This window comes from Arthrobacter sp. TE26545, assembly GCF_056279005.1.
This window is the reverse complement of the sequence record NZ_JBWBQM010000001.1, coordinates 2,793,611-2,818,441: the sequence shown is the minus strand read 5'-3', so window position 1 is coordinate 2,818,441 and position 24,831 is coordinate 2,793,611. Positions and strand designations below refer to the sequence as shown.

Sequence of the window (24,831 nt, the reverse complement as noted above, 5' to 3'; positions counted from 1 at the left end):
ATGAAGGCACCCGTTTCCACGTACAGGCTCCAGATCCGCCCCGGCTTCACCCTCGGGGACGCAGCGGAGCTCACCGGCTATCTCAGATCGCTCGGCGTGGACTGGGTGTATTTGTCCCCGATCCTGACCGCGGAGGAAGGGTCCCAGCACGGCTACGACGTCACCGACCCTTCCTCCGTGGACCCGGCCCGCGGAGGAGCGGAGGGCCTGGCAGCACTCGCCGCCGCAGCCAGGGAGAACGGCCTGGGCGTGCTCGTGGACATCGTTCCCAACCACATGGGCGTGGCTTCGCCGCCGCAGAACGCCTGGTGGTGGTCGCTGCTGAAGGAGGGCCGCTCCTCGCGCTACGCGGAAGCCTTCGACGTCGACTGGGACGCGGCGGGCGGCAAGCTCCGGATCCCGGTCCTGGGCAGCGACGACGACGTGGACGGGCTGGAAATCGTTAACGGCGAATTGCGCTACTACGAGCACCGCTTCCCGATCGCCGAGGGCAGCCACGCGCCCGGGGACAGCCCGCGCGAGGTGCACGCACGCCAGCACTACGAGCTGGTGGGCTGGCGCCGGGCCGACGCCGAGCTGAATTACCGCCGCTTCTTCGCCGTCAGCACCCTCGCAGGGGTCCGGGTCGAGGTCCCGTGGGTGTTCGAGGAATCGCATGCCGAGATCAGCCGCTGGTTCCGCGAGGGACTTGTGGACGGGCTGCGGGTGGACCACCCGGATGGGCTGGCGGATCCCGCCGGCTACCTGGAGCGGCTCAAGCAGGCGACGGGCGGCGCCTACGTGCTGGTGGAGAAGATCCTGGAACCGGGGGAGGAACTGCCGGGAACCTTCGACTGTGAGGGGACCACCGGCTATGACGCGCTCGCCGACGTGGACCGGCTTTTCGTCGATCCCGACGCAGGCCCGCGCCTGGACGCCCTGGACGCCCGCCTGCGCGGCGCCGCCGCCCCGCCGGACTACCAGGCGATGATCCACGGCACCAAGCGCCGCATCACGGACGGCATCCTGCGCTCGGAGATCCTGCGGCTGGCGCGGCTTGTCCCGGAAACCCCGGAGTTCCCGCGGTCAGTTGTTGCCGATGCCCTGGCGGAAACCATCGCCGCTTTCCCCGTTTACCGGACGTACCTGCCGCACGGCAAGGACATCCTGGTGGAGGCGGTGCAGAACGCCGGGCGTGCCAGGCCCGAGCTTGAACCGGCCCTGCAGCACCTGCTCCCGATCCTCCTGGACGCCGCCGGGGAACCGGGCCGACGTTTCCAGCAGACTTCCGGCATGGTCATGGCCAAGGGGGTGGAGGACACAGCCTTCTTCCGGTACACACGGCTGGGCACCCTGACCGAAGTGGGTGCCGATCCCACCGAACTGGCCGTTGCACCCGAGGAGTTCCACCGGCGCATGGCCCGCCGCCAGTCCCGGCTTCCGCTGTCCATGACCACCCTCACCACCCACGACACCAAGCGCAGCGAAGACACCCGGGCACGGATCTCCGTCATCTCGGAGGCCGTCCCCGAATGGGAGGCCTTCCTGGACCGGGTGCAGGAACTGGCGCCGATTCCCGACGGACCCCTCGCGGCCCTCGTCTGGCAGGCCATCGCCGGGGCCTGGCCGGCCAGCCGTGAGCGCCTCCAGGCGTTTGCGCTCAAGGCCGCCCGGGAAGCCGGCAATTCCACGAACTGGACCGACCCCGATGCCGCCTTCGAGAAGGCCCTGGCCGCCGCCGTCGACGCCGCATTCGACATGCCGGAGGTGGCTGCGGCACTGGCCGGCTTCGTCGCGGAACTGGAACCGTACGGTTGGTCCAACTCCCTCTCGGCCAAGCTGGTGCAGCTGACCATGCCCGGTGTGCCCGATGTCTACCAGGGCACGGAGTTCCGGGACGGATCGCTCACCGACCCCGACAACCGCCGGACGATCGACTTCCCGGCCCGGGTCGCCGCCCTGGAGCGGCTCGATGGCGGCACCCGCCCGGCGTTCACCGACCAGGACGCCAAGCTGCTGGTCGTTTCCCGTGCACTGCGGTTGCGCCGCGGCAAGCCTGAACTGTTCGGCGGTTACCGCCCGCTGGCCGCCTCCGGCGCGGCGGCCGGCCACCTCATCGCCTTCGACCGGGGCGCCGACGGCGGCGGAGCCGTGACCGTGGCAACCCGCCTGCCGAAGCGGCTCGAGCGCGACGGCGGCTGGCGGGACACCGCCGTCGAACTGCCGGCCGGCTGTACCGACGAACTCACGGGACGGTCCTATCCTGCCGGAGCGGCCGCCGTCGGGCAGCTGCTTGCGGACTATCCCGTGGCCCTGCTGGTGCCCGCCGGCTGAGCCTTTAGACCACATCCAATACAGGGGGAGAACCATGCCGCAACACGCCACCACGCCCAGCCCGTATGACGTCTGGGCGCCCTCCGCGGGTTCCGTTGCCCTTGTGTCCGGGGGCCGGGAGTACAGCATGGAGAGACTCTCCGGGCCCTCCGCCGGCTGGTGGCACGCTCCCGGGTTCAACGGCGGCGACGGCGTGCCCTACAGCTACCTGGTGGACGGGGAAGGACCGTTCCCGGACCCGCGCTCACGCCGGCAGCCGGAGGGCGTCCATCGGCCCTCGGCAGGGTTCGACGCCGGCGCGCACCAGTGGCAGGACGCCGGCTGGACCGGCCGCGGACTGCGCGGCTCGCTGATCTACGAACTGCACATCGGCACGTTCACCCCCGAGGGCACGCTCGACGCGGCCGCCGGGAACCTGGACTACCTGGTGGAACTGGGCGTCGACTACGTGGAGCTGCTGCCCGTCAACGCCTTCAACGGAACCCACAACTGGGGCTACGACGGCGTCCTCTGGTACGCGGTCCACGAGCAGTACGGCGGGCCGGCCGCGTACCAGCGCTTCGTGGACGCCGCCCACACCGCTGGGCTCGGCGTCATCCAGGACGTGGTCTACAACCATCTTGGGCCCAGCGGAAACTACCTGCCGAAGTTCGGGCCGTACCTCAAGTCAGGGCCGGGCAACACCTGGGGAGACTCGGTGAACCTGGACGGGCCAGGCTCCGACGAGGTGCGCCGCTACATCCTGGACAACGCGGCGATGTGGCTGCGGGAGTACCACGTGGACGGGCTCCGGCTCGACGCCGTCCACGCCCTCCGCGATGAACGGGCCGTGCACATCCTCGAGGACCTTGCCATCCTTGCGGACGGAATCGAGGCCGAAACCGGGGTGCCCAGGACGTTGATCGCCGAGTCCGACTTGAACAACCCCCGCCTGATCTACCCGCGGCAGGCCAACGGCTACGGGCTTGCGGGCCAGTGGAGCGACGACTTCCACCACGTGGTCCATGTGAACCTCACAGGCGAGACCGCCGGTTACTACGCGGATTTCGAATCCCTGGCCGCCCTGGCCAAGGTCCTGCGGCACGGCTTCTTCCACGACGGCAGCTACTCCAGCTTCCGCGCCCGGCACCACGGGCGGCCCATCCGGCAGGACCTTGCCCACCCGTCCGCGCTGGTGGTCTGCAACCAGAACCACGACCAGATCGGCAACCGGGCTGCCGGCGACCGGCTCAGCGCCTCCCTTTCCTACGGGCGCCTGGCCCTCGCCGCGGTGCTGACCATGACCTCCCCGTTCACGCCCATGCTGTTCATGGGCGAGGAATTCGGCGCGTCGACCCCCTGGCAGTTCTTCACGTCCCATCCGGAAGAATGGCTGGGCAAGGCGACGGCGGAGGGCCGGCTCAAGGAATTCGAGCGCATGGGCTGGGACCCGGCGCTGGTACCGAATCCGCAGGACCCTGAAACCTTCCTCCGCTCCAAGCTCAACTGGGACGAGGCCGGGGAGGGGGACCATGCCCGGCTGCTCGCCCTGTACCGGGCCCTGGGCGTGCTGCGGCGCACGACCCCGGAACTCAGCGAAGGCGGCTTCGAAGCCAGCGATGTGGACTTCAACGAGGACGAACGATGGCTGGAACTGGTCCGCGGTGCCGTGCGCGTGGTGTGCAACTTCGGCCCGGACACCTTGTCCACCGACGTCGACGGCCGGCTGCTGCTCGCCACCGATCCTGCCGTAACCCTCGACGGCGGGACGCTGAGCCTCCCGGGTGAGGCGGCCGCCGTCGTACGAACTGTGTGACCGGTGTTGGTGTGGGTGGCTTGTCCCCGGGACGTGACCCTGACCACATGCCGGACAGCCCGGCACCGCGCCTGGCGCCGGTGGCAGGATGGTACGTATGACTTATGTGGCCGCGGACACCCGCTACGACACCATGCCCTACCGCCGCGTCGGACGCAGCGGTCTCAAGCTTCCCGCCATCTCCCTGGGCCTGTGGCACAACTTCGGCGACGACAAGCGCTTCGAGGAGCAGCGCGCCATCCTCCGCCGTGCCTTCGACCTGGGCGTGAACCACTTCGACCTGGCCAACAACTATGGTCCGCCGGACGGCTCCGCGGAGACCAACTTCGGCCGCCACCTGAAGGACGACTTCAAGGGGTACCGGGACGAACTGGTCATCTCCACGAAAGCCGGCTACTACATGTGGCCCGGTCCCTACGGCGAATGGGGCTCCCGGAAGTACCTGCTCTCCAGCCTGGACCAGTCGCTGCAGCGCATGGGCCTGGACTACGTGGACATTTTCTACAGCCACCGCCCGGATCCGGAGACACCGCTCGAGGAAACCATGGGCGCGCTGGACCACGCCGTCCGCTCCGGCAAGGCACTCTACGCCGGCATCTCCTCCTACACTCCGGAACAGACCCTCGAGGCGGCACGCATCCTGAAGGAGATGGGGACGCCGCTGCTGATCCACCAGCCCAGCTACTCGATGCTGAACCGCTGGACCGAGAACGGCTCACCCAACCTGTACGAAGCCCTGGACCAGGTGGGTGCCGGATCCATTGCCTTCTCGCCGCTCGCGCAGGGGCTGCTCACCAACCGCTACCTGCGCGGGGTGCCGGCCGATTCCCGCGCGGCCAAGGAACGCTTCCTGTCCGAAAAGGCCCTCACCGAGGAAAAGCTCAACCGGGTCCGCGGCCTGAACGCGATCGCCGAAGGCCGGGGCCAGACCCTGGCCCAGATGGCCATCGCCTGGATCCTGCGCGATCAGCCCAAGGGCTCGCCCGTGACCTCGGCACTGGTCGGCGCATCGAGCGTTGCACAGCTGGAAGACACCCTCAAGGCCATCGACAACCTGGCGTTCACGAATGAGGAACTGACGGCGATCGACGAGTTCGCCGTCGAATCCGACATCAACCTCTGGGCGCAGAAGTAGCGCCCGCAACAAAAGGCGGGGTCCGGCAGGAACAAAGCCGGCCCCGCCGCTGTTGCGTATAATGCAAATTGCGCCGAATGGCGCTGTGCCCGTAAGACGCCGCCTCTGTTCCGGCCGCGCTAGGCACCTGAGCTTAGTTCTCGAAGGAGTTCCGTGTCTTCACATCCGATTCGTGTTGCCATCGTCGGTGTCGGCAACTGCGCCGCCTCCCTGGTCCAGGGTGTCCACTATTACCGCGACGCCGATCCGCAGGCCACGATTCCCGGGCTGATGCACGTCGAGTTCGGTCCGTACCACGTGGGCGACGTCCAGTTCGTTGCTGCCTTCGATGTCGATGGCAAGAAGGTCGGACTGGATCTGGCGGATGCCATCGGGGCCAGCGAAAACAACACCATCAAGATCGCCGACGTGCCCGAGACCGGCGTGATCGTGCAGCGCGGCCACACCCTGGACGGCCTGGGCCGCTACTACCGCGAAACCATCGTCGAATCCCCGGCCGAGCCCGTGGACATCGTCGCCGCCCTGCGCGAGGCAAAGGCCGACGTCATGGTCTGCTACCTGCCCGTGGGTTCCGAAGACGCCGCCATGTTCTACGCGCAGGCCGCCATCGACGCCGGCGTTGCCTTCGTCAACGCCCTCCCGGTCTTCATCGCCGGTACCAAGGAATGGGCTGACAAGTTCACCGCCGCGGGCGTTCCGATCGTGGGCGACGACATCAAGAGCCAGATCGGTGCCACCATCACGCACCGCGTCATGGCCAAGCTCTTCGAAGACCGCGGCGTCACGCTGGACCGCACCTACCAGCTGAACGTCGGCGGCAACATGGACTTCAAGAACATGCTGGAGCGCGACCGCCTGGAGTCCAAGAAGATCTCCAAGACCCAGGCGGTGACCTCCAACGTCCAGGCCGAGCTCCACGCCGACGACGTCCACATCGGCCCGTCCGACTACGTGGCCTGGCTCGATGACCGCAAGTGGGCCTTCGTCCGCCTCGAAGGCCGCAACTTCGGTGATGCCCCGGTTTCCCTGGAGTACAAGCTCGAGGTCTGGGACTCGCCGAACTCCGCCGGCGTCATCATCGACGCCATCCGTGCCGCCAAGATCGGCCTGGACCGCGGCATCGGCGGCCCGCTGCTCTCCGCCTCCAGCTACTTCATGAAGTCCCCGCCGGAGCAGTTCAACGATGACCTTGCCCGCGAAAAGGTCGAGGCCTTCATCCGCGGCGACATCGAACGCTAAGAATTCCTCGAGAACGCTCCCTCACCTTCCGGTGGGGGAGCGTTCTTGCGTTCACGGTCAGTCGAAACGCCGGATCGCGTGGCTGGCCTGGGCGAGGGCCAGCAGCTTGAGCAGCAGCTGGGAATGCATGTGCATCCCGACGGCGGCCGTCAGGATCGCCTGGTCGAGGTCGGCGGCCGCTGCGGTGAGCTGCAGGTCCAGCCCGGCGATGGTGTCCATGGCGGCGCTGTAGGCGTCCAGGATCTCCGCGGACAACGGGATGCCGAGCCGTTCCATGAGCGCCAGCTGGGCGTCCAGGGCGTCCCTGGCGTCGCTTTCCTCGTCCGGCCAGCCCCGCAGGTGCACCACGGCGTCGCCCGGCCGCGCGCGGACGTGTCCTTCGCCTGCATCGTGGCTGCTTCCGGCGTCGTGCGGATCGAGCCGCAGCACCACCCGCTGCACGGTCGCCAGCACCTCCAGTCGCGGCGCACCGCCGTCGGCCAGCGACAGGATGGCGCGGATCTGCTCGATGCCCAGCCCGACAATCTGCCGCAGGGCCTGGATGAGTTCCAGCCGTCGCAGATGCTTTTCGTCATATCTCGCCCGGGTGGCGGTGACTGCCTCGCCCGGCTGCAGCAGCCCTTCGCGGAGGTAGTACTTGATGCTGGCCGTGCTCACAGCGCTGCGGGTGCTGAGTTCCTTCAGTTGCACGGCGCCTCCCGCGGATTGGGATTCCGGGCATTGGATAGCGGATCCGGCCCGGACTATCTTGATGTACAAGTCTAGGATAGTGCTCCTATCCTAGAGGCATGGAGCACTGGAATGTCCTTCTTGTCAGCCATGTGGTGGCCGCGCTGTTCGTCCTGGTGATCGGCCCCGCCCAGATCCTGCGCCGCCGGCGGGACCGGGTCCACCGGACCATGGGTTACCTGTGGGTCGCGGCGATGTACTACGTCTGCCTGAGCAGTTTCTGGATTGTCTCCGGCGGCCATTTCTCCTGGCTTCACGGGCTGTCGGCGTTCACCCTGGTGACTGTCACGCTCGGCCTGATCAGCGCGATCCGTCGGAACATCCCCGCACACCGGGGCAACATGGTGGGCAGCTACATCGGGACTGCCATCGCCTTCGGTTTCGCCGTTGCCGTGCCGGGCCGGGCGATTCCCCGGCTGCTGGCCACGGACCCCGGCACCGCGGTCTTCGTGGGTGTGCTGGTGGCGGGCGCCGTCGCGGCGCTCTATCTTTCCCTGTTCCGCGGACAGGCAAACGGAAACGGTCGACGGCGGCCGCTTGCCGCCGTCGACCGTTCACCTGCCGTAAAAGCCTAGAACGCCGGGATCAGCGCCGTCCGGCCTGCAGGCCTGCGCGGGCCATGGCGTCCGCGTAGGAGCGGCCCATCTCGATCAGCCATTCGGTCTGGCGTTCCTTGGAACCGGCGAAGGCGCGGCCGTGCAGCGAACGGGCCTTGTAGACCTTCAGGCCGCGGCGCCAGATCAGCGGGTTGTCCGTCTTGAGGAGCATCTGCGCCAGGCGGTTGGCTTCCGTGCCGTGCGCGACGATCGCCGAGGCGCGCGGAACGAGCTTCAGGAAGGTGATCAGCGGCTTGAGGCCGGCGCTGACCTGCTCGGGGGTGAGCTTGCCGTTGGCCTCGCCCGGGGTGAACCAGGGGTGGGTGTTCCACGGCATCATCCATTCCGGACGCAGGCCGAGCTGGAACTGCAGGCCCAACAGCCGGGTGGCGGCGGTGTCGTCGCCGGCCCAGACGGTACCCCGCGGGGAGGCTTCGCTGGTGTTGGAGAACAGGGTGACGATGCGGCAGTCCTCGACCGAGTGCATCGGGTCCACATAGGGCACCTCGAAGCCGGGGCGGAGCTTGCGCAGGAAGTCCACGTGTTCGTTGACCGGGGCGATATGCGGGGCGAAGAACGGGCTGTCCGGGACGGCAGGCTCCGCTTCTTCGGCGCCCTCCGCGGGAGCGCTTTCGACGACGGTGACGGACGCGGTCTGCTCGATCACGGGAGCCTCGGCAACCGGAGCCTCGGCAACCGGGGCCTCGGCAACCGGGGCCTCGGCAGACGGGGCGTGGGCAACTGGGGTGTGGGCAGTCGGAGTCTCGGCAACGGGGGCTTCGGCAACGGGACTGTCGATAACCGGAGCTGCAACAAGCGGGGCTTCGGCAGCGGTGGGGGTTTCGACAGTGGCCTCTTCCGGAAGCGTGGCCTCGGCCACGGGTGCCTCAACGGGCGGCGCCGCCACCGGTACTACACGGCGCGTGATGACGGGGCTGGCCTTGGGCATGGACTTCGCTGCAGCCTTCTTAGGCGCCGCGGTCTTCGCAGCAGCCGCTTTCGGGGCTGCCTTCTTGCTGGGAGCCTTCTTCTCGGCCTTGGCCGGGGCGTCGAAGTCGTCGTCATCGTCGTCGAACAGGCCGTCGAAGAGTTTGTCGAGTTCGTCGTAGCCCGAGTCGTAGTCGTCGTCGATGTCGGGACCCTGCCCGAAGCCCTCTTCGTACCGCGAAGCGATGTCGCTGCGGTAATCCTCGTCGTAGTCCTCGAAATAGTCCGGTTCAGCCAAGGCGGTCATGAAGGCAGGGGTCTCCTCGGGTCGGGCAGGGGCCGGTTCCGGGCGCGTTGGGGCACGTCCGTTCCGGGCCAGTTGATGGGGAGGCTCTCCGGAATGCCGGTCGAGCTTTTAGATCTTAGCAAGCCGCGGGTGCTCTGGTGTTCTTCCTGCGTTCATTTGACCGGGTGTCCGGCGTAGCCTCGGGTCATGGACGGACACGATGCGTCCAAAATCACCTTGCGCAGGCTCTTGGAGGTCGACGAGGAGCGGCTCGTGGCCGCCTCACCCCTGTTCGACGGGCTCGTAACGCCGGAGCTGGCCCGGCACTTCCTGCGGCGGCCAGGCCACCACCTGCTGCTGGCCGAAAACGCCGACGGTGCCGCCGTCGGCTTTGTCAGCGGCAATTAACGCCGAAGGGCGGGTGGAGCGGGCAAGCGCCCGGTCCACCCGCCCTTCCGGCGTGAGTGCCTACACGTGGATGACGAACTGGGCCAATGCTGCCGCGGCCACGAAGCTCGCCGAGAACGTCAGCATCGCCACGATCACGGTGCGCCAGTTCAAGGTCTTCAGGGCGTTCACGTCGCGTCCCAGGTTCATGCCCAGCAGGGCGATCGATCCGAGGCCCACGTACAGTGCGTCGAGGTTGTGGGTGAGCGCGATGACCGTCTCGCTGAAGGGCATGAACGGTGCGGTGGCCAGGGTGCCAAGGCCAAGCACCCAGACGCTGGACGGCACCGCAGGCACGTACTTGGCAAGCGCGAAGGCCAGGGCAGTGAGGCCGCCAAGGAGCACGACGCCGATCATGTCGTTGACGCTGAAGGATTTCGTGCCCAGGGCGTTGAGGACGATGCCCATGGCGATGCTCGCGCCGAAGGCGATGATCCAAGTGGACGGCTTGGTGCGGACCTCGGGGTCCTGGAGCACGGCGGCCACGTCCACCTTGCTGCGCTCCGGCTTGCGTGCCTGGTTGGCGGGGATCACATTGCCGCTGCGGTCCAGGCGGCGGCCCTCATCGTCGCGGCGGAAGATGCGCGACCAGAACTTGTAGAGGCGCAGGGACATCGGCAGCGAGAGGAATGCTCCGGCGTAGAAGCCGATGAGGTTGGTGACCAGGTTGGACAGGGCAGCCAGGGCCATGATTTCCGGTGCCGCCTCGGGGTAGATGATGGACAGGGCAGCCACGCCGCCGAGCATCATGGAGCCGGAACCGAGGCCGAGGCCAAGGGCCAGTGCCCGCGGGTCGAAGATGCCGAAGCCACCCAGCAGGCCGGCCAAGAGGGAAATGAAGACGGCGCCGAATACGCTGCCCAGCAGCCAGACGGAGAACACCCCGCGGTACACGGGGGACTTCACACCGAAACGCTGCAGGGCGTACGCCAGGTAGGACTCGCGGTCGATGGCCCAGGTGGCGCCGATGGCGGTGCGTCCCATGCCGAGTGCCACGCCGACAGGCAACGCGAGGATGACGGTTCCGAAGATGTGGCCAACCTCCTGGAGCAGGATGGCCGGGCCGAGGGTGGTCAGCTTGGCCAGGGAGGGGCCCACGTGGGTGCCGAGTGCGGCCAGGAACATCACGATGCTGACGTTCAGCAGCACCGAGGCGACCGCACGGCTCTGGCCGGACATGGGGCGGACCTTCTGAACGCCGATGATGGCGCCGATCAGCACGGCCCACAGCACCGGCATGAGCACGATCGCCGCGTTGCCGAGCGGGATCTTGTGCGTGCCGGCCAGGATCGCCACGGCGCAGACGATGGTGGAGAGCAGGATCATCGCTGCCCATTGCCGGGCGCTAGGGGTGAAGAGGCTGCTCGAGCGGTCGTCGACCTTGACGGCGCGCTCATCCACCTCCGCAGTGGTTGTGGACTGGTTCTTCATTGGGGGTGCATCCTTCGTGTGCTGGGGAGGCGTGGCGTCGGCGGTCACGCCATTTGGTATACCAAAAATGGTAAGGTGGATCACGAAGCAATGCAAGGCATCTCACAAAGTTAGCCGGTAAGCCCCTAAAGAAGCGGGGCTTGCGTGTGCTTGCGCAGGGCGCCGGCTGATGCAAGATTCCGACCTGGAATACCGAAGACTGTTTTCGATTTGGAGGATTCATGATTACCCGACTTTCTGCCCGCTACGTGCTGGGTTATGACGGGACACGGCACGTGATGTTCCTGGACGGGCACGTGGTGATGAAGGACAGCGAAGTCATCTACGTCGGCACCGGCTACGAGGGACCCGTCGACGAGTACCGGGACTTCGGGCAGAGCCTGATCGCTCCCGGCCTGATCGACCTGGATGCCCTTACCGACATCGACCACATGATCTTCGACTCCTGGCCCAGCGACGAGACTGGCCCGGGCATGCAGTGGTCCGAGGACTATTTCCACAACCGCCGGCGCGACGTCTTCACCCGTGAGCAGCGGCAGAACGTGCGCAAATTCGCCCTGGCCCAGCTGGCCCTGCACGGGGTGACCAGCTACATGCCGATCGCTTCGGAGATCCACAGCTCCTGGGCCGAGACCTTCGAAGAACTCCAGGGCATGGCGCAGACCAGCATCGAACTCGGCCTACGCGGTTTCCTTGGGCCGGCGTACCGTTCGGGCATCAACGTCACCGACAGCCACGGCGAACGGGTGATCCTGTTCGACGAGGAGGAAGGGCGCAAGGGCTTCGCCGACGCCGTACGCTTCCTTGACTACGCCGAAGAGCTGGCGCACCCGCTGGTCACCGGGGTGCTCCTGCCTTGCCGCATCGAGACCCTGACGGATGAACTGATGCGCAAGACCGCCGAACTGGCCGTCCAACGCAACGCCCTGGTCCGCCTGCATTGCCTCCAGCAGCCCACCGAGGACGGATTCCTGCTCAAGCTCACGGGACGCACGGTCCTGGAGCAGTTGGTGGACACCGGCCTACTGGAAACCCGGCTCCTCATTCCGCACGGCGTCGTCATCGACGGCACCGATCCCGCCTCAAGCGCGGAGGGCGGCCCGCTGGAGCTGCTGGCCCGCCACGATGTCAGCATCATCCACTGCCCGCTGACCTCGTTCCACTACTCGGGGATGCTCAGGTCCTTCGACGCCTTTGCCGCGGCCGGCGTCAACATGTGCCTGGGCACGGACTCGTTCCCGCCGGACCTGATCAAGGGCATCGACGTCGGAACCCACCTCGCGCGCATCGCCGAGGGCCGGCGCGACGCCGGCAAGGTGTCAGACTTCTTTGACGCCGCCACCCTCGGCGGCGCCAGGGCCCTGGGCCGCGAGGACCTCGGGCGGCTGTGCCCAGGTGCGCAGGGGGACATCATGGTGGCGTCGCTGGGCGACTTCCGGGACGGCGCCGTCGAGGACCCGCTGCGCACCCTCATCCTGAATGGCTCGGCACGCAATGTCACCGACACCTACGTGGCAGGCCGCCCAGTGGTGGTCGATGGCGCAATCCCGGGCATTGACTTGGCGGGACTGCGGGCGGAGGGCCAACGGCTCTTCGAGCAGATGGTGCAGGCCTACGGCGAACGGGACTACCGCCGTCGGGATGCCTCCGAGCTCTTTCCCCCGGTCTACGCAGCGGGGGCGGAAGTTCGTACCGGGGCCGCGTGGGTTTGAACCGCTGAGAGGTCCAGAAAGCCCGACGGCGGTGGACAGGTTCGAGGCAGGCCCGGCCGATGGTTATCGGACTCGCCTGCCCGCATCGACCTCCTTGAAGTGAGCTTGTCAGCATGCGCTGAGCTTGCCAGCATGCGGTGACCTTGCCTCCTTGAGCTGCCGTCTTCGGAGCTGCCTCCGGCAGCTGCTCAGAACGGCGGCGGATCAGGCGCCTTGCCTGAACTCGGCACAGATCCCGAACTCGGCACAGAGGGGTTCGCGGTGCCTGCCGTGTAGCTTGCAGGCGTGGGTGGGTGGTCTGGGTATTTCCGGCCGCTCGGGCTGGTCCATTCCAGGACCGCGGCCCCGGTTTGCCGGATCTTCCAGCGGGTGTGGTGTTTGAGCATGTGGTGGCGCCTGCAGAGCCCGGCGAGGTTGCCGGTTTCCGTGGCCCCGCCGAGTGCGGCGTCGTGGGTGTGGTCCAGGTCCAGTTCGCGGGCTTTGATTCCGCAGCCGGGGAAGCGGCACCTGCTGTCCCGGGCGGTGAGGAGCCGTTTGAGGTCCTCCCCGGGCCGGTACCTGTCCACGGCCAGGACAGCGCCGTTGACGGGGTCGGTCAGGACCCTGTTCCACGCGGTGGCCTGTCCGGCGAGGATCCGTGCGGTGGCGGGGTCGATCGGGTGTTGCCCGTTCAGTTCGGCCGGGACGCGGGTGCTGCTGCTCGCTGCGGCGTGGCCCGGAGCGGTCTTGCCTGCGGCTGCGTTGCCTGCGGTCCGGACCGTCTCGCCATCGATCAGGGTCAGGACGGGGACGGTGACGTCCACCCGGGCGGTGATCGCGGTCAGGAGGCCGTCCGGGGTGTCATGTCTCGTGGGGGCGCCGCACAGCAGCAGCTCCGCGAGGAGGTCGGCACGAAGCTGGTCGGTGTTCCGGCCGTGGTGAGGGTTTCGGCCCGGCGAGGCGGGGCCGTCGGAGGCCTGCTTTGCCGTGGCTTCGGCATGTCCTTGGGCCATTTGGGTCAGGCGGTCGTGGATGCCGTACGCCACCGCCGCCGGCAGCACGGTGGCGAGTTCGGCCATGCCGTCCGGCAAGGACGCCACCCGGACATGGCGTTCCGCAACAGCCCGTTCATGCCGGGCAGCAAGGGGTTCTGGCTGGGCCATCTCGGCCTCGCGGACAGCCAATCTCCGCACCCGCCCGGGCGCCTGCTGTTCGGCGCAGGGCACCACGGCCGCCTCATACCCGGCGAGGGCAGCAGGGTGATCCAGCCCCGTCCCGGCGTCCTGGATCACCCGGGCATGTGCCAGGCTGATCCTGCCGTGGGCGAGGGCGCCGAAAGTGGCCGGGAAGCGGTCCAGCAGCTCCACCGCCTGGCCCATCTGCCGCTGCACGGTACGGTCGTTCGCACGGGTGGCCGTCGCGATCTCGGCCGCCACCGCACGCTGGGCCAGCTCCGCCGAGCGCGAATCCCACCCCGCCCGGGTGAAGCCGACCGGTGCCCCGCTAAGCGCGCCGCCGCCGTCGTCGTTCATCACCTCCGCCAGCCGGGACGCCATGGCGAGCGTGTACTCCCGCAACGCCTGCAAAGCGGCGATCGCTGACTCCAAGGACTGAAGCGTGGAGACCATCCAACAGCAACAAGGGATCGGACGCCGCGTCAGGTTGCGGGGTCCTCCCGCTCAAGCCAGTGGTGATCTCCATGAATCCATCACATCACCGAGCTACGACATTATTAGCGGGTGCCCGTTCTGCCCGGTTCGGGCCCCGCCCGTTCTGCCCGGTTCGGGCCCCGTCCGCTCCACTGGTCCAGCCCCTCGCCAACACCGCCGCCGCAGCAGCAGCCTAGAAGAGCCGCGTCAGAACAACCCGACCGCATTCCCGTCCGCGTCCACGTCCATCCGCATCGCGGCCGGTTCCTTCGGCAGGCCGGGCATCGTCATGACCGCGCCGGTGAGGGCCACGATGAAGCCGGCTCCCGTTTTCGGGATGAGGTCCCGGACGTGGATGGTGAATCCCTTGGGTGCGCCGAGCACGCTGGCGTCGTCCGTGAAGGAGTACTGGGTCTTGGCCATGCACACGGGAAGGCCGGCCCAGCCGTTCTTCCGGATGTCCGCCAGGCGCTTCTGCGCCGGGACGGAGAACTCGACGCCGTCCGCACCGTAGATCTCTTGCGCAATTGTCCGGATCTTGTCCTCCACGGACAGTTCCAACGAGTACAGGTACCGGAAGGACGACGGCGCCGCGATCGCCGCGGCGACCTTCGCCGCGAGCTCATCACCGCCGTCGCCCCCTCCGCCGCGGCCCCACACGTCGGCGACGGCGGCCTGGACGCCTTCGCGGGCGCACCAGGCTAGGAGCCAGTCAAGTTCACTGGCGGTGTCGCTGCCGAAGCGGTTGATGGCCACCACGGGCGTGATCCCGAACTTCTCCACATTGTGCAGGTGCCGGCGCAGGTTCTCGACGCCGGCGGCCAGGGCTTCGGGGTTGGCCTCCGTGAGCCGGTCCTTGGGGACGCCGCCATGCATCTTCAGTGCCCGGATGGTTGCCACCACCACGACGGCGGCCGGCGCCACATCGCCGATCCGGGCCTTGATGTCCATGAACTTCTCGGCGCCGAGGTCCGCGCCGAAACCGGCCTCCGTGACCACGATGTCGGCGAGCTCCCGGGCCGTGCTGGTAGCTATGAGCGAATTGCAGCCGTGGGCGATGTTCGCGAATGGCCCGCCGTGCACCAGCGCAGGCGTTCCCGCGATGGTCTGCACCAGGTTCGGCTTGATGGCGTCCTTCAGCAGAAGCGCCAGGGCGCCCTGGACGCCGAGGTCGGCCACGGTGACGGGCGTGCGGTCGAAGCGGTAGCCGAAGGTGATCCGGCCCAGGCGTTCGCGCAGGTCAGCCAGATCCCGGGCCAGGCAGAACACCGCCATGATTTCCGAGGCAACGGTGATGTCGAAGCCGTCCTGTCGCGGCACGCCCTGCACAGGGCCGCCGAGCCCGATCACCACCTCGCGCAGGGAGCGGTCGTTCATGTCCATGACCCGCTTGAAGGTCATGCGCCGGGGATCGATGCCCAGTTCGTTGCCCTGGAAAATGTGGTTGTCCACGAGAGCCATGAGGGCGTTGTTCGCCGCGGTGATGGCATGGAAGTCGCCGGTGAAATGCAGGTTGATCTCGTCCATCGGCAGCACCTGCGAGTAGCCGCCGCCGGTGGCGCCGCCCTTCATGCCGAGCACCGGGCCAAGCGACGGTTCCCGCAGCGCAATCATCACCTTGTGGCCGGCCCGGGCCAGCGAATCGGCCAGGCCCACGGTGGTAGTGGACTTTCCTTCGCCTGCCGGCGTGGGGGACATCGCCGAAACCAGGACTACCTTTCCCGGGGCCTTGCCCGGCTGCGGCCTGAGCTTGGCGGGATCGATCTTGGCCTTGAAGCGGCCGTAGAGTTCCAGGGCTTCGGGCGGGATTCCGGCTTCCGCGGCGATCTCCCCGATCGGCCGGAGCGTCGCGTTGAGGGCGATCTCGAGATCGCTCATGGTTCCAGACATCATTGTCCTTCCAGTCCGCCGGACGGTGCCCGGCTTCCAGGTCTGCCCGGCATCCGGGCATGCCTGGAATCTACCAGCAGCTACGGGCCGGACGGCCCAGGGGCACGCGACCGCTCACGCCTGTCGCCGCGCCCGCTGAGGCCTGCGGCCGCACGCGCCCGCTCAGGCCTGCGGCAGCAGGAGCCCGCCCACCGCGGCCTGGTAACTGTCCAGGCTGCGCAGCGCCGTCCGCTGCCAGCCGAAGTCCTCGGCGTGGACCGTGGCGGCCCGGCCCATGTCCTGCCGGGTCTGCGGGTCGTCGTACAGGGCTTCGAGGGCGTCGGCCCAGTCCGCCGGATCATGCCCGTCGACCAACAGGCCCGTTCGCCCGTGCTGCACAGCACGGCTCAGCCCGCCCACCTGCGTCGCCACCACCGGGGTGCCGCACGCCTGCGCCTCCAGTGCCACCAGCCCGAAGGACTCACTGTAGGAAGGCATCACCACCACGTCCGCCGAACGGAACCAGCCCGCCAGCTCCGGCGCGTCCACCGGCGGCCGGTGCGTGACGACGTCGTCCAGTCCAGCCTCGCTGATGATGGATCGGAGGTTGAAGTCCTTCGCCCCGCTCAGGGCACCCAGGATGGTCAGTTCGAGATCGATGTCCGGGCGCCGTGCCCGCAGCAGCGCGACGGCGGCAAGGAAGACTTGCGGTCCCTTTAGGCGTTGGATGCGGCCGGCGAACAGCAGGTGGAAACTTCCCGGCCGTACCCCCAATTCGCGCCGGGAACGGCCCCGGAACGCCGGGGTAAACACGGACAGGTCCACACCCGGCGGGGCCACGTCGATCCGGTCGAAGTCGGCGTGGTAGTGGGACACCAGTTCCTCGGCTTCGGCCGCGGTGTTGGCAACCAGCCGGGCGGCGCCGTCGACGATCCGCTGCTCGCCCTCCTCCCGGCGGCGGGGCTCCGGGCGCTCGCCGGAGGCCAGGACCAGGTTCTTGACCTTCGCCATGGTGTGCATGGTGTGCACCAGCGGAACGCCCCACATGCGGGAGAGTTCCAGCCCAGCCACGCCCGAGACCCAATAGTGCGAATGGACGAGGTCGTAACGCCCGTGCGGCTGGCGCTGGCGGATCTTTTCGATCTGGACGACCATGGCGTGCAGCAGCTCGGGGAGGTGTTCCTTGGGCAGTTTCCGGGCAGGGCCCGCAATCACGTTGTGCACGCATACTCCGGGCGCCGGGTGCTCGATGGCGGGCTGCCCGTCCACGGTGGACCGGGTGAAAATCTCCACTTCCACACCCTCGTCCGCGAGCGCCGCAGCCAGGTTGCGGATGTAGACGTTCATCCCGCCGGCGTCGCCGCTTCCGGGTTGTTCCATGGGGGAGGTATGGAGGGAGAGGAAGGCCACACGGCGGATCAGGGACACGCCACACCTCCTGCACCGACACACTCTGCCGCAGGCGGCGAAACCGCACCCCTGCCGAAGAAAACACTACTCCTGCCACCCGCGGCGGCGTAGTCTGCCGTGCATGGAGGCACGCCGGGAACATAACGGCCGGGAGCGTTTTGATCCCCTCGCCGCCGTGCGGCCTGCCGGAGCAGCGGACGACGGCGGCTGCGACCTGCTGCTAAGCGGCACCGTTTTCCAGGACATCATTTTCACCGGGCTGGGGCAGCGCCCCGAGCCAGGAACCGAAGTGTGGAGCCAGGGGATGGGGAGCTGCCCGGGCGGGATCGCCAACCAGGCCATCGCCGCGGCCCGGCTCGGGCTGCGTACAAGCCTCGCGGCGGCCTTTGGCGACGACGGCTACGGGGAGCTGAACTGGCGGATCCTCGAAAGCCAGGAAGAGGTGGACCTTTCGCTCTCCCGGCGCTTCGAGGGCTGGCCGTCCCCGGTCACCGTGTCCCTGTGCGTCGAGCAGGACCGTTCGATGGTCACCCACGGCCTGCCCGCACCGTTGAATGGCTCGGAACTGATCGGCACCCCGCCCAGGGCGCTCGCCGCCGTCGCCGACCTCGCCGAGGAAGCCGAGCCCTGGGTGCTGGCCGCGCACCGGGCGGGTGTGAAGATCTTCGGCGACGCCGGCTGGGACCCGAGCGGCGCCTGGTCGGGCAGGCGCCTGGAACAGCTGGGGTATTTCCACGCCTTCATGCCCAACCAACGCGAGGCCATGGCGTTCACCGGAACGGACAACCCGTGGTCCGCGCTGTACATCCTGGCCGAGCGGGTCCCCGTGGCGGTGGTGACCCTGGGCGCGCAGGGCGCCATGGCGGTGGATTCCGAAAGCGGGGAGGAGGAATGGGTGCCGGCCCTGCCGGTGACAGCCCACGATCCCACCGGGGCGGGGGACTGCTTCGGCGCCGCCTTCATCGTCGGCTGCCTGGCCGGCTGGCCGCTGGGGGACCGGCTGCGCTTCGCCAATCTCTGCGCCTCACTGTCCGTGCAGGAACTGGGCGGCTCTTTCTCGGCTCCGGGCTGGGGGGACATCGCCGACTGGTGGCACCGGGCCAACGCCCGGCCCGAACGCCAGTCCAGCCAGTGGCTCCGGCGCTTCTCCTTCCTCGAGGACATTGTCAGCAGGGTCCCTGACGGGGCGCTCCGCCGCTCCGAGCTGCGCCCGCCGTCAAGCGCGCTCCCGGCCCAGCATTAGAATCGTTGGGTGAGCTACGAAGTTTCCGGAGGCACTGATTCTCCAACCCCCTCCGTCTTGGAACGCTCGGCCGTCATCGATCTTGAGGCCATCAGGCATAACGTCCGGCAGTTCGTGGCCATCGCCTCCCCTGCCAAGGTGATGGCCGTGGTGAAGGCCGATGCCTACGGCCATGGCGCGGTCCAGGTGGCCCGCGCGGCCCTCGACGCCGGCGCCCGCTGGCTTGGCGTCGCCCACATCTCCGAGGCCCTCGGGCTCCGTGCTGCCGGCATCGACGCGCCGCTGCTCGCCTGGCTGCACACCAGCGAAAGCAACTTCGCCGCGGCAGTGGCCGCCGGCGTCGACATCGGGATCTCCGGCTGGGAACTGGACGCCGTGGTGGCCGCCGCCCGGGAACAGGAGCGTCCCGCCCGCATCCACCTGAAGATTGATACCGGCCTGGGCCGCAACGGCTGCACCATCGACGACTGGGACAAGCTGCTCGGCAAGGCCATGGAGCACCAGGACGAGGGCCTGCTGCGGGTAGTTGGCATCTTCTCGCACCTCGCGGTGGCCGACGAACCGCACCGCCCGGAAACGGACGAACAGCTTGCCGTGTTCCGCGAGGCGCTCGCGATGGCCGAGGATTCCGGCGTGGACCCCGAGGTGCGGCACATCGCCAACACCCCGGCCACGCTGTCCCGGCCGGACTCGCATTTCGACCTCGTCCGGGTGGGCCTGGGGCTGTACGGGCTTTCGCCGTTCGATGGCCAGCCTTCTTCCGAGCTCGGCTTGCGCCCGGCCATGACCGTGCGCACCCTGCTTTCCAACTGCAAACGCGTCCCGAAAGGCCAGGGGGTGTCCTACGGCCTGAAATACCGCACGGAAGGCGAAAGCTCCCTGGGACTCATTCCGCTGGGCTATGCCGACGGCGTTCCCCGGGTGGCCACCGGGGGGCCGGTCCGGATCAAAGGCACCAGCTACCCGGTGGTGGGACAGATCGCCATGGACCAGATGGTGGTCGACTTCGGCGACCTGGACCCGGAGCAGGCCGCAGCGCTGCCCGGCTCGGAAGTGGTCATGTTCGGTGACGGCGCCGACGGCGGCCCGACGGCGGACGACTGGGCCGCGGCGGCCGGCACCATCAACTATGAGATCGTCACCCGCATCAGCCCGCGCGTTCCGCGCAGCTATGTCAACGAACTCGCGCCGCTCGAAGAGGCAGCATTGTGAGCATTGAAAACCCGCTCGGCCAGGAAAGCGATGCGCTCTGGGAACGCTCGCTCGCCATCCCGACGGCGGACGGCACGCACGCACTCGGCGCCGCCCTGGGCCGGGTGCTGGAGGCCGGGGACCTGCTGGTGCTCACCGGGGAACTCGGCGCCGGCAAGACCACCTTCACCCAGGGCCTCGCCGAAGGCCTGGGAGTGCGGGCGGGTGTCATCTCGCCCACCTTCGTGCTGGTGCGGATCCACCCGAACCTGCCCGGCGGCCCGCGCCCCGGCGGCCCGGACCTGGTGCACGTGGACGCCTACCGCCTGGAATCGGCAGCCGAAATCGACGACATCGACCTTGAAAACACCATGGACTCGTCCGTGACGGTGGTGGAGTGGGGCCGCGGCCGCGTCGAGCACCTGGCCGAGAGCCGCCTCGACGTCGAACTCCACCGGGCTGTCGGCGGGGCGGCTGTCGGCGGGCAGGCTGCGGAACCCGCGGCGGACGCCGTCCTGGACTTCGACACCGACGACGATGACGAACCCCGCACCATCGTGTTCCGCGGCTTCGGCCCCCGCTGGGCCACCATGCCCGATGTCCTCGCCCCCGCCGTTCCGGAGGAGAACAACTGATGCTGATCCTGGCCATCGACACCTCGGCCGTGGCAAGCGCCGCCCTCATCTCGGACGACGCCATGGAAGGCGTGGTGGATTCCTTCGCCACCGAGGACACCCGTAGCCACGCGGAGGTCCTGGCACCGGGCATCGAGCAGCTGCTCGCCGGTGCCGGCGTCAGCGGCGCGGACATCGACCTGATCGTCACCGGCGTCGGTCCGGGACCCTTCACCGGGCTGCGCTCCGGCATCGCCACAGCCCGCACCCTGGCCTTCGCCTGGAACAAACCTCTCCGTGGACTCATGAGCCTGGACGCGATCGCCCTCGAAGTGGCCGAGTCCACCGGCGCGCTCCCGCAGAATTCCTCGTGGCCACCGACGCCCGCCGCAAGGAGGTCTACTGGGCCCGGTACACCCTGCGCGACGGCCAGCTCCCGGAACTCGTTGACGGCCCCCACGTCGGTTTCGCCTCCGCCCTGCCGGAGCTTCCCGTATACGGAGCCGGTGCCGGAATCTACGCCGACGTAGTCAAGGCCGATGAGGACTTCAAGGACACCCAGCCCAGCGCGGCGTCCCTCGGCCAGTTCGCCCTCGCCCTGCTGTCCGCCGGCCGGGAGCTGCCGGACTCCACCCCGCTCTACCTGCGCGAATCCGACGCCCAGGTGCCCGGCCCCAGGAAGCGTGCGCTGTGACCGTCCCGGAGGAGTTCCTGAACACCGCGGCCATGCCGGACGGCGTGGTGCTGCGGGACATGGCCGAAGGCGACCTGGCCGCCGTCGAACAGCTGGAACGGCGCCTGTTCCCGGTGGACGCCTGGCCGCTGCAGATGTTCATCGACGAGCTCTCCCAGCCGGAGACCCGCCGCTACGTTGTGGCGGAGGCCGAGGGCGGGATTGTTGCCTACGCCGGGTTGATGTGCGTCCAGCCCATCGCGGACATCCAGACCATCGCCGTGGTCCCCGAGTTCGAAGGCCGCGGCATCGGCTCAGCCGTGCTGGCCGAACTGATCGCCGAGGCGCGCCGCCGCGGCGCCGACGACGTCCTGCTGGAGGTCCGGGCCGATAACCCCCGCGCCCAGCAGCTCTACCTGCGCTTCGGTTTCGAGCAGATCCACATCCGGGCCCGCTACTACCGCGACGGCACGGACGCCCTCATCATGAGGCTGCCGTTGCTTGAAGCACCAGCTACAGAAGGACCCACCACAGAAGGACCCACCGCGTGAACCCCGCACCCGCCAGCGAACCACTTGAGGCCGGTCCGCTTGTCCTCGGCATCGAATCCTCCTGCGATGAAACCGGCGTCGGCATCGTCCGCGGCACCACCCTGCTGAGCAACACGGTGTCCTCCTCCATGGACGAGCACGTGCGCTTCGGCGGGGTGATCCCGGAAATCGCCTCCCGCGCCCACCTGGACGCCTTCGTGCCCACCCTGCAGGAATCGATGCACACCGCCGGCGTCACCCTTGAGGACATTGACGCGATCGCCGTGACCTCCGGCCCCGGCCTGGCCGGTGCCCTCATGGTGGGTGTCTGCGCCGCCAAGGCGCTCGCCCTCGCCAGCGGCAAGCCGCTGTACGCGATCAACCACCTGGTGGCCCATGTGGGCGTCGGGCTGCTGGATATGTCCGAAAACCGCATGCCCGAAAACCGCCTCCCGGAGAATCTTGGTGCCCTGCTGGTTTCCGGCGGACACACCGAGATCCTACGGATCCGCAGCATCACCGACGACGTCGAGCTGCTGGGTTCCACGATCGACGACGCCGCCGGGGAAGCCTACGACAAAGTCGCGCGGCTCCTGGGGCTCGGCTACCCGGGCGGCCCGGCCATCGACAAGATGGCCAGGACCGGAAACCCCAAGGCGATCCGCTTCCCGCGCGGTCTCAGCCAGCCCAAGTACATGGGGACCGCGGAGGAACCCGGCCCGCACCGCTACGACTGGTCGTTCAGCGGACTCAAGACCGCCGTCGCGCGCTGCGTGGAGCAGTTCGAGGCCCGCGGCGAGGAGGTCCCGGTGGCGGACATCGCCGCGGCCTTCCAGGAAGCGGTGGTGGACATCATCACCTCGAAGGCGGTGCTGGCCTGCCGCGAGAACGGCATCACCGAACTGCTGCTGGGCGGGGGAGTGGCGGCGAACTCGCGGCTGCGGGAACTGACCGGGCAGCGTTGCCGCTCGGCCGGCATCACGCTCCACGTCCCGCCGCTGCAGCTGTGCACGGACAACGGCGCCATGGTGGCCGCCCTCGGTGCCCAGCTGGTGATGGCCGGCATCGCCCCGAGCGGGGTTGCCTTTGCTCCGGATTCCTCGCTGCCCGTGACCACGGTTTCGGTGTAGGGTCAGCTGATTTTGCGCCGGTAGGCGGACATCGCGAAGGCGTAGGCAAGGAGCAGGATGCCCAGGCACCAGGCCAGTGCAATCCAGAGCTCGTTGCCCACCGGCTGCTGCGCGAACAGCGCCCGGATGGAGTTCACTATCGAGGTCACCGGCTGGTTTTCGGCGAACCAGGCCACCGGGCCCGGCATCGTACCGGTCGGCACGAACGCCGAGCTGATGAACGGCAGGAAGATCAGCGGGTAGCTGAACGCGCTCGCGCCGTCGACGGTTTTCGCGGAGAGCCCGGCGATCACGGCCAGCCAGGTCAGGGCGAGCGTGAACAGGACCAGGATGCCTGTGACGGCAAGCCAGGCGCCCACGGATGCCCCGCTGCGGAACCCCATGATGAGCGCGACGCCGATGACCACCGCCACCGAGGTAAGGTTCGCGACCAGCGAGGTGAGCACGTGCGCCCAGAGCACGCTCGAGCGGGCGATCGGCATGGACTGGAAGCGCTCGAAGATGCCGCCCTGCATGTCGAGGAACAGCCGGTAGGCCGTGTAGGCGATGCCTGAGGCAATCGTGATCAGCAGGATGCCGGGGAGCATGTAGTTGATATACGAGCCATCGGAACGGGCGTTGATGGCGCCGCCCAGCACGTACACAAACAGCAGCATCAGCGCTATCGGGGTGACCGCGGTGGTGATGATCGTATCGGGGCTGCGGAGGATGTGGCGCAGCGAGCGGCCGGTCAGGACGCCGGTGTCGCTGAGGACGTGGGTGCTCATCGTGATGCCTCTTTCTCTTCCCGTTCTTCAGCCGTTCCGGCTCCTTCATCGGCCCCGACGAGCGCCAGGAAGACGTCTTCGAGGGAGGGCTGCTTCTCGACGTACTCAACTTCGGCCGGCGGCAGCAGCCGCTTCAGCTCGTCGAGCGTGCCGTTCTGGATGATCGTTCCTTTGTGCAGGATCGCGATGCGGTCGGCGAGATGCTCGGCTTCGTCGAGGTACTGCGTGGTGAGAAGCACCGTCGTGCCGTTCTTGGCGAGCTCCTTGACGGTCTGCCACACCTCGATGCGCGCCTGGGGATCGAGCCCGGTGGTGGGCTCGTCCAGGAAGATGACCGGCGGGTTGCCGATCAGGCTCATCGCGATGTCGAGCCGGCGCCGCATCCCTCCCGAGTACCCGGCCGCCTTTCGCCCGCCGGCCTCGGTAAGCGCGAAGCGTTCGAGCAGCCGGTCGGCGATGGCACCCGGGTCCTCCAGATGCCGGAGCTTGGCAACCAGCATGAGGTTCTCCCGGCCGCTCAGCACTTCGTCGACCGCGGCGAACTGCCCGGTGAGGCTGATCGAGCCGCGCACCTCGCCGGGATCCGCTTCGATGTCGAAGCCGTGCACGGTCGCGGTTCCCGCGTCGGCCTTCAGCAGCGTCGAGAGAATGCGCACCAGCGTGGTCTTTCCCGCCCCGTTCGAACCGAGCAGGGCGAAGATGCTGCCGGCGGCCACCTCGAAGTCGACGCCGCGCAGCACGTGCAGCTCCTTGTAGGACTTCTCCAGGCCACGGACCCGGATGGCGGTCTCAGTCATGGCCGGCCTCCTTTCCTTTCGCGTCCTTGACAGCGTCGATGAGGCGGGCGCGCTCCTTGTCGATCCAGCGCTTGCCGCCGTACGCCTGGGCGAAGGCCTCGGCGAATTCGACGGGATCCTCGCCGACGATCTCACCCACGGGAGTGCCGTCGACGGCGGCGCGCTCCCAGAGGTCGGCGAAGTCGGCGAACATCTGCACGATGGTGTCGCCGTCGGTGACGCCGCCGTAGTACATGAGGTACCGGTTGAAGGCGTTCGCGGCGGTGAGGTAGGGCTCCGGCAGCGCATCCAGGCGCGCCTTGGCTTGCTTGTACTGCTTCTTCTGCTCGAGCGGGCCGGTGAGTGCTTCGATCCATTTGGCGGCCATGG

At 68.2% G+C, this 24,831-nt stretch carries 21 protein-coding genes and 1 pseudogene; 13 read left to right on the top strand and 9 right to left on the bottom strand.

Features of this window, described 5'->3' with window-relative positions:
* From treY to ACZ9CK_RS12675, 4 genes are all read left to right on the top strand, one after another.
* Window positions 1-2,313, top strand: coding sequence for a malto-oligosyltrehalose synthase (treY, locus tag ACZ9CK_RS12690; RefSeq protein ID WP_476050117.1), 2,313 nt, complete (start codon window positions 1-3; stop codon window positions 2,311-2,313).
* Window positions 2,314-2,347: 34 nt separating this feature from the next.
* A complete protein-coding gene (gene treZ, locus ACZ9CK_RS12685; protein ID WP_476050116.1) occupies window positions 2,348-4,108 on the top strand; it encodes a malto-oligosyltrehalose trehalohydrolase in 1,761 nt (586 codons plus the stop codon).
* A 97-nt stretch (window positions 4,109-4,205) separates the two neighbouring features.
* The gene (gene mgrA, locus ACZ9CK_RS12680; RefSeq protein ID WP_476050115.1) at window positions 4,206-5,243 is read left to right on the top strand and encodes an L-glyceraldehyde 3-phosphate reductase; all 1,038 of its coding nucleotides are present in this window, start codon (window positions 4,206-4,208) and stop codon (window positions 5,241-5,243) included.
* Window positions 5,244-5,396: 153 nt separating this feature from the next.
* Entirely contained in the window at window positions 5,397-6,482 is a 1,086-nt protein-coding gene (locus ACZ9CK_RS12675) for an inositol-3-phosphate synthase (RefSeq protein WP_115790375.1), read from the top strand.
* Between the two features lie 57 nt (window positions 6,483-6,539).
* Here ACZ9CK_RS12675 and ACZ9CK_RS12670 read toward each other — a convergent pair whose 3' ends face one another.
* Complete coding sequence (locus tag ACZ9CK_RS12670) at window positions 6,540-7,172, bottom strand: MerR family transcriptional regulator (RefSeq protein ID WP_476050114.1); 633 nt, start codon at window positions 7,170-7,172, stop codon at window positions 6,540-6,542.
* A 98-nt stretch (window positions 7,173-7,270) separates the two neighbouring features.
* Between ACZ9CK_RS12670 and ACZ9CK_RS12665 the strand changes: the two genes are divergently transcribed.
* Complete coding sequence (locus tag ACZ9CK_RS12665; RefSeq protein ID WP_426298984.1) at window positions 7,271-7,786, top strand: DUF2306 domain-containing protein; 516 nt, start codon at window positions 7,271-7,273, stop codon at window positions 7,784-7,786.
* A 10-nt stretch (window positions 7,787-7,796) separates the two neighbouring features.
* On the opposite strand, the gene ACZ9CK_RS12660 is transcribed toward ACZ9CK_RS12665, so the two are convergent.
* Window positions 7,797-8,294 (bottom strand): uracil-DNA glycosylase family protein, encoded by a 498-nt coding sequence (locus ACZ9CK_RS12660; protein ID WP_476050905.1) that lies wholly within the window; start codon window positions 8,292-8,294, stop codon window positions 7,797-7,799.
* Window positions 8,295-9,227: 933 nt separating this feature from the next.
* Between ACZ9CK_RS12660 and ACZ9CK_RS12655 the strand changes: the two genes are divergently transcribed.
* Complete coding sequence (locus ACZ9CK_RS12655; protein WP_476050113.1) at window positions 9,228-9,428, top strand: hypothetical protein; 201 nt, start codon at window positions 9,228-9,230, stop codon at window positions 9,426-9,428.
* Window positions 9,429-9,488: 60 nt separating this feature from the next.
* Here the strand turns inward: ACZ9CK_RS12655 and ACZ9CK_RS12650 are convergent, their stop codons facing one another.
* Entirely contained in the window at window positions 9,489-10,898 is a 1,410-nt protein-coding gene (locus tag ACZ9CK_RS12650) for a DUF3100 domain-containing protein (RefSeq protein ID WP_476050112.1), read from the bottom strand.
* A gap of 221 nt (window positions 10,899-11,119) precedes the next feature.
* On the opposite strand from ACZ9CK_RS12650, the gene ACZ9CK_RS12645 reads away from it, so the two are divergent.
* Window positions 11,120-12,610 carry a chlorohydrolase family protein gene (locus tag ACZ9CK_RS12645; RefSeq protein ID WP_476050111.1) on the top strand — a complete coding sequence of 497 codons (1,491 nt, stop codon included), beginning with the start codon at window positions 11,120-11,122 and terminating at the stop codon, window positions 12,608-12,610.
* A gap of 188 nt (window positions 12,611-12,798) precedes the next feature.
* Here ACZ9CK_RS12645 and ACZ9CK_RS12640 read toward each other — a convergent pair whose 3' ends face one another.
* From ACZ9CK_RS12640 to mshA, 3 genes are all read right to left on the bottom strand, one after another.
* On the bottom strand, window positions 12,799-14,196 hold the full coding sequence (locus ACZ9CK_RS12640; protein ID WP_476050110.1) for an HNH endonuclease signature motif containing protein: 1,398 nt from the start codon (window positions 14,194-14,196) through the stop codon (window positions 12,799-12,801).
* 249 nt (window positions 14,197-14,445) lie between these two features.
* Window positions 14,446-16,128: a formate--tetrahydrofolate ligase gene (locus ACZ9CK_RS12635; protein ID WP_476050109.1), complete on the bottom strand. Its 1,683-nt coding sequence runs from the start codon at window positions 16,126-16,128 to the stop codon at window positions 14,446-14,448.
* 162 nt (window positions 16,129-16,290) lie between these two features.
* Window positions 16,291-17,535, bottom strand: coding sequence for a D-inositol-3-phosphate glycosyltransferase (gene mshA, locus ACZ9CK_RS12630; protein WP_476050108.1), 1,245 nt, complete (start codon window positions 17,533-17,535; stop codon window positions 16,291-16,293).
* A 103-nt stretch (window positions 17,536-17,638) separates the two neighbouring features.
* Between mshA and ACZ9CK_RS12625 the strand changes: the two genes are divergently transcribed.
* The 6 genes and pseudogenes from ACZ9CK_RS12625 to tsaD all read left to right on the top strand — a co-directional run bounded on the left by ACZ9CK_RS12625 (window position 17,639) and on the right by tsaD (window position 22,898).
* Window positions 17,639-18,760: a PfkB family carbohydrate kinase gene (locus ACZ9CK_RS12625; RefSeq protein ID WP_426298970.1), complete on the top strand. Its 1,122-nt coding sequence runs from the start codon at window positions 17,639-17,641 to the stop codon at window positions 18,758-18,760.
* A 9-nt stretch (window positions 18,761-18,769) separates the two neighbouring features.
* Window positions 18,770-19,972 (top strand): alanine racemase, encoded by a 1,203-nt coding sequence (gene alr, locus ACZ9CK_RS12620; protein ID WP_426298968.1) that lies wholly within the window; start codon window positions 18,770-18,772, stop codon window positions 19,970-19,972.
* 2 nt (window positions 19,973-19,974) lie between these two features.
* Window positions 19,975-20,586 (top strand): tRNA (adenosine(37)-N6)-threonylcarbamoyltransferase complex ATPase subunit type 1 TsaE, encoded by a 612-nt coding sequence (tsaE, locus tag ACZ9CK_RS12615; protein ID WP_476050904.1) that lies wholly within the window; start codon window positions 19,975-19,977, stop codon window positions 20,584-20,586.
* Window positions 20,586-21,259, top strand: a pseudogene (gene tsaB / locus ACZ9CK_RS12610) (tRNA (adenosine(37)-N6)-threonylcarbamoyltransferase complex dimerization subunit type 1 TsaB). Before tsaE ends, tsaB begins: the two are co-directional and overlap by 1 nt.
* Window positions 21,260-21,291: 32 nt before the next feature.
* Window positions 21,292-21,789, top strand: coding sequence for a ribosomal protein S18-alanine N-acetyltransferase (gene rimI / locus ACZ9CK_RS12605; protein WP_476050903.1), 498 nt, complete (start codon window positions 21,292-21,294; stop codon window positions 21,787-21,789).
* A complete protein-coding gene (gene tsaD / locus ACZ9CK_RS12600) occupies window positions 21,786-22,898 on the top strand; it encodes a tRNA (adenosine(37)-N6)-threonylcarbamoyltransferase complex transferase subunit TsaD (protein WP_476050107.1) in 1,113 nt (370 codons plus the stop codon). The genes rimI and tsaD overlap by 4 nt, the downstream gene beginning before the upstream one ends.
* A 2-nt stretch (window positions 22,899-22,900) precedes the next feature.
* Here the strand turns inward: tsaD and ACZ9CK_RS12595 are convergent, their stop codons facing one another.
* From ACZ9CK_RS12595 to ACZ9CK_RS12585, 3 genes are read right to left on the bottom strand one after another with little or no spacing between them, the layout of a single operon-like run.
* Window positions 22,901-23,665: an ABC transporter permease gene (locus ACZ9CK_RS12595; protein ID WP_476050106.1), complete on the bottom strand. Its 765-nt coding sequence runs from the start codon at window positions 23,663-23,665 to the stop codon at window positions 22,901-22,903.
* A complete protein-coding gene (locus ACZ9CK_RS12590; protein WP_476050105.1) occupies window positions 23,662-24,462 on the bottom strand; it encodes an ABC transporter ATP-binding protein in 801 nt (266 codons plus the stop codon). The genes ACZ9CK_RS12595 and ACZ9CK_RS12590 overlap by 4 nt, the downstream gene beginning before the upstream one ends.
* Complete coding sequence (locus ACZ9CK_RS12585) at window positions 24,455-24,829, bottom strand: DUF1048 domain-containing protein (protein ID WP_476050104.1); 375 nt, start codon at window positions 24,827-24,829, stop codon at window positions 24,455-24,457. Before ACZ9CK_RS12585 ends, ACZ9CK_RS12590 begins: the two co-directional genes overlap by 8 nt.
* Window positions 24,830-24,831: the final 2 nt, after the last annotated feature.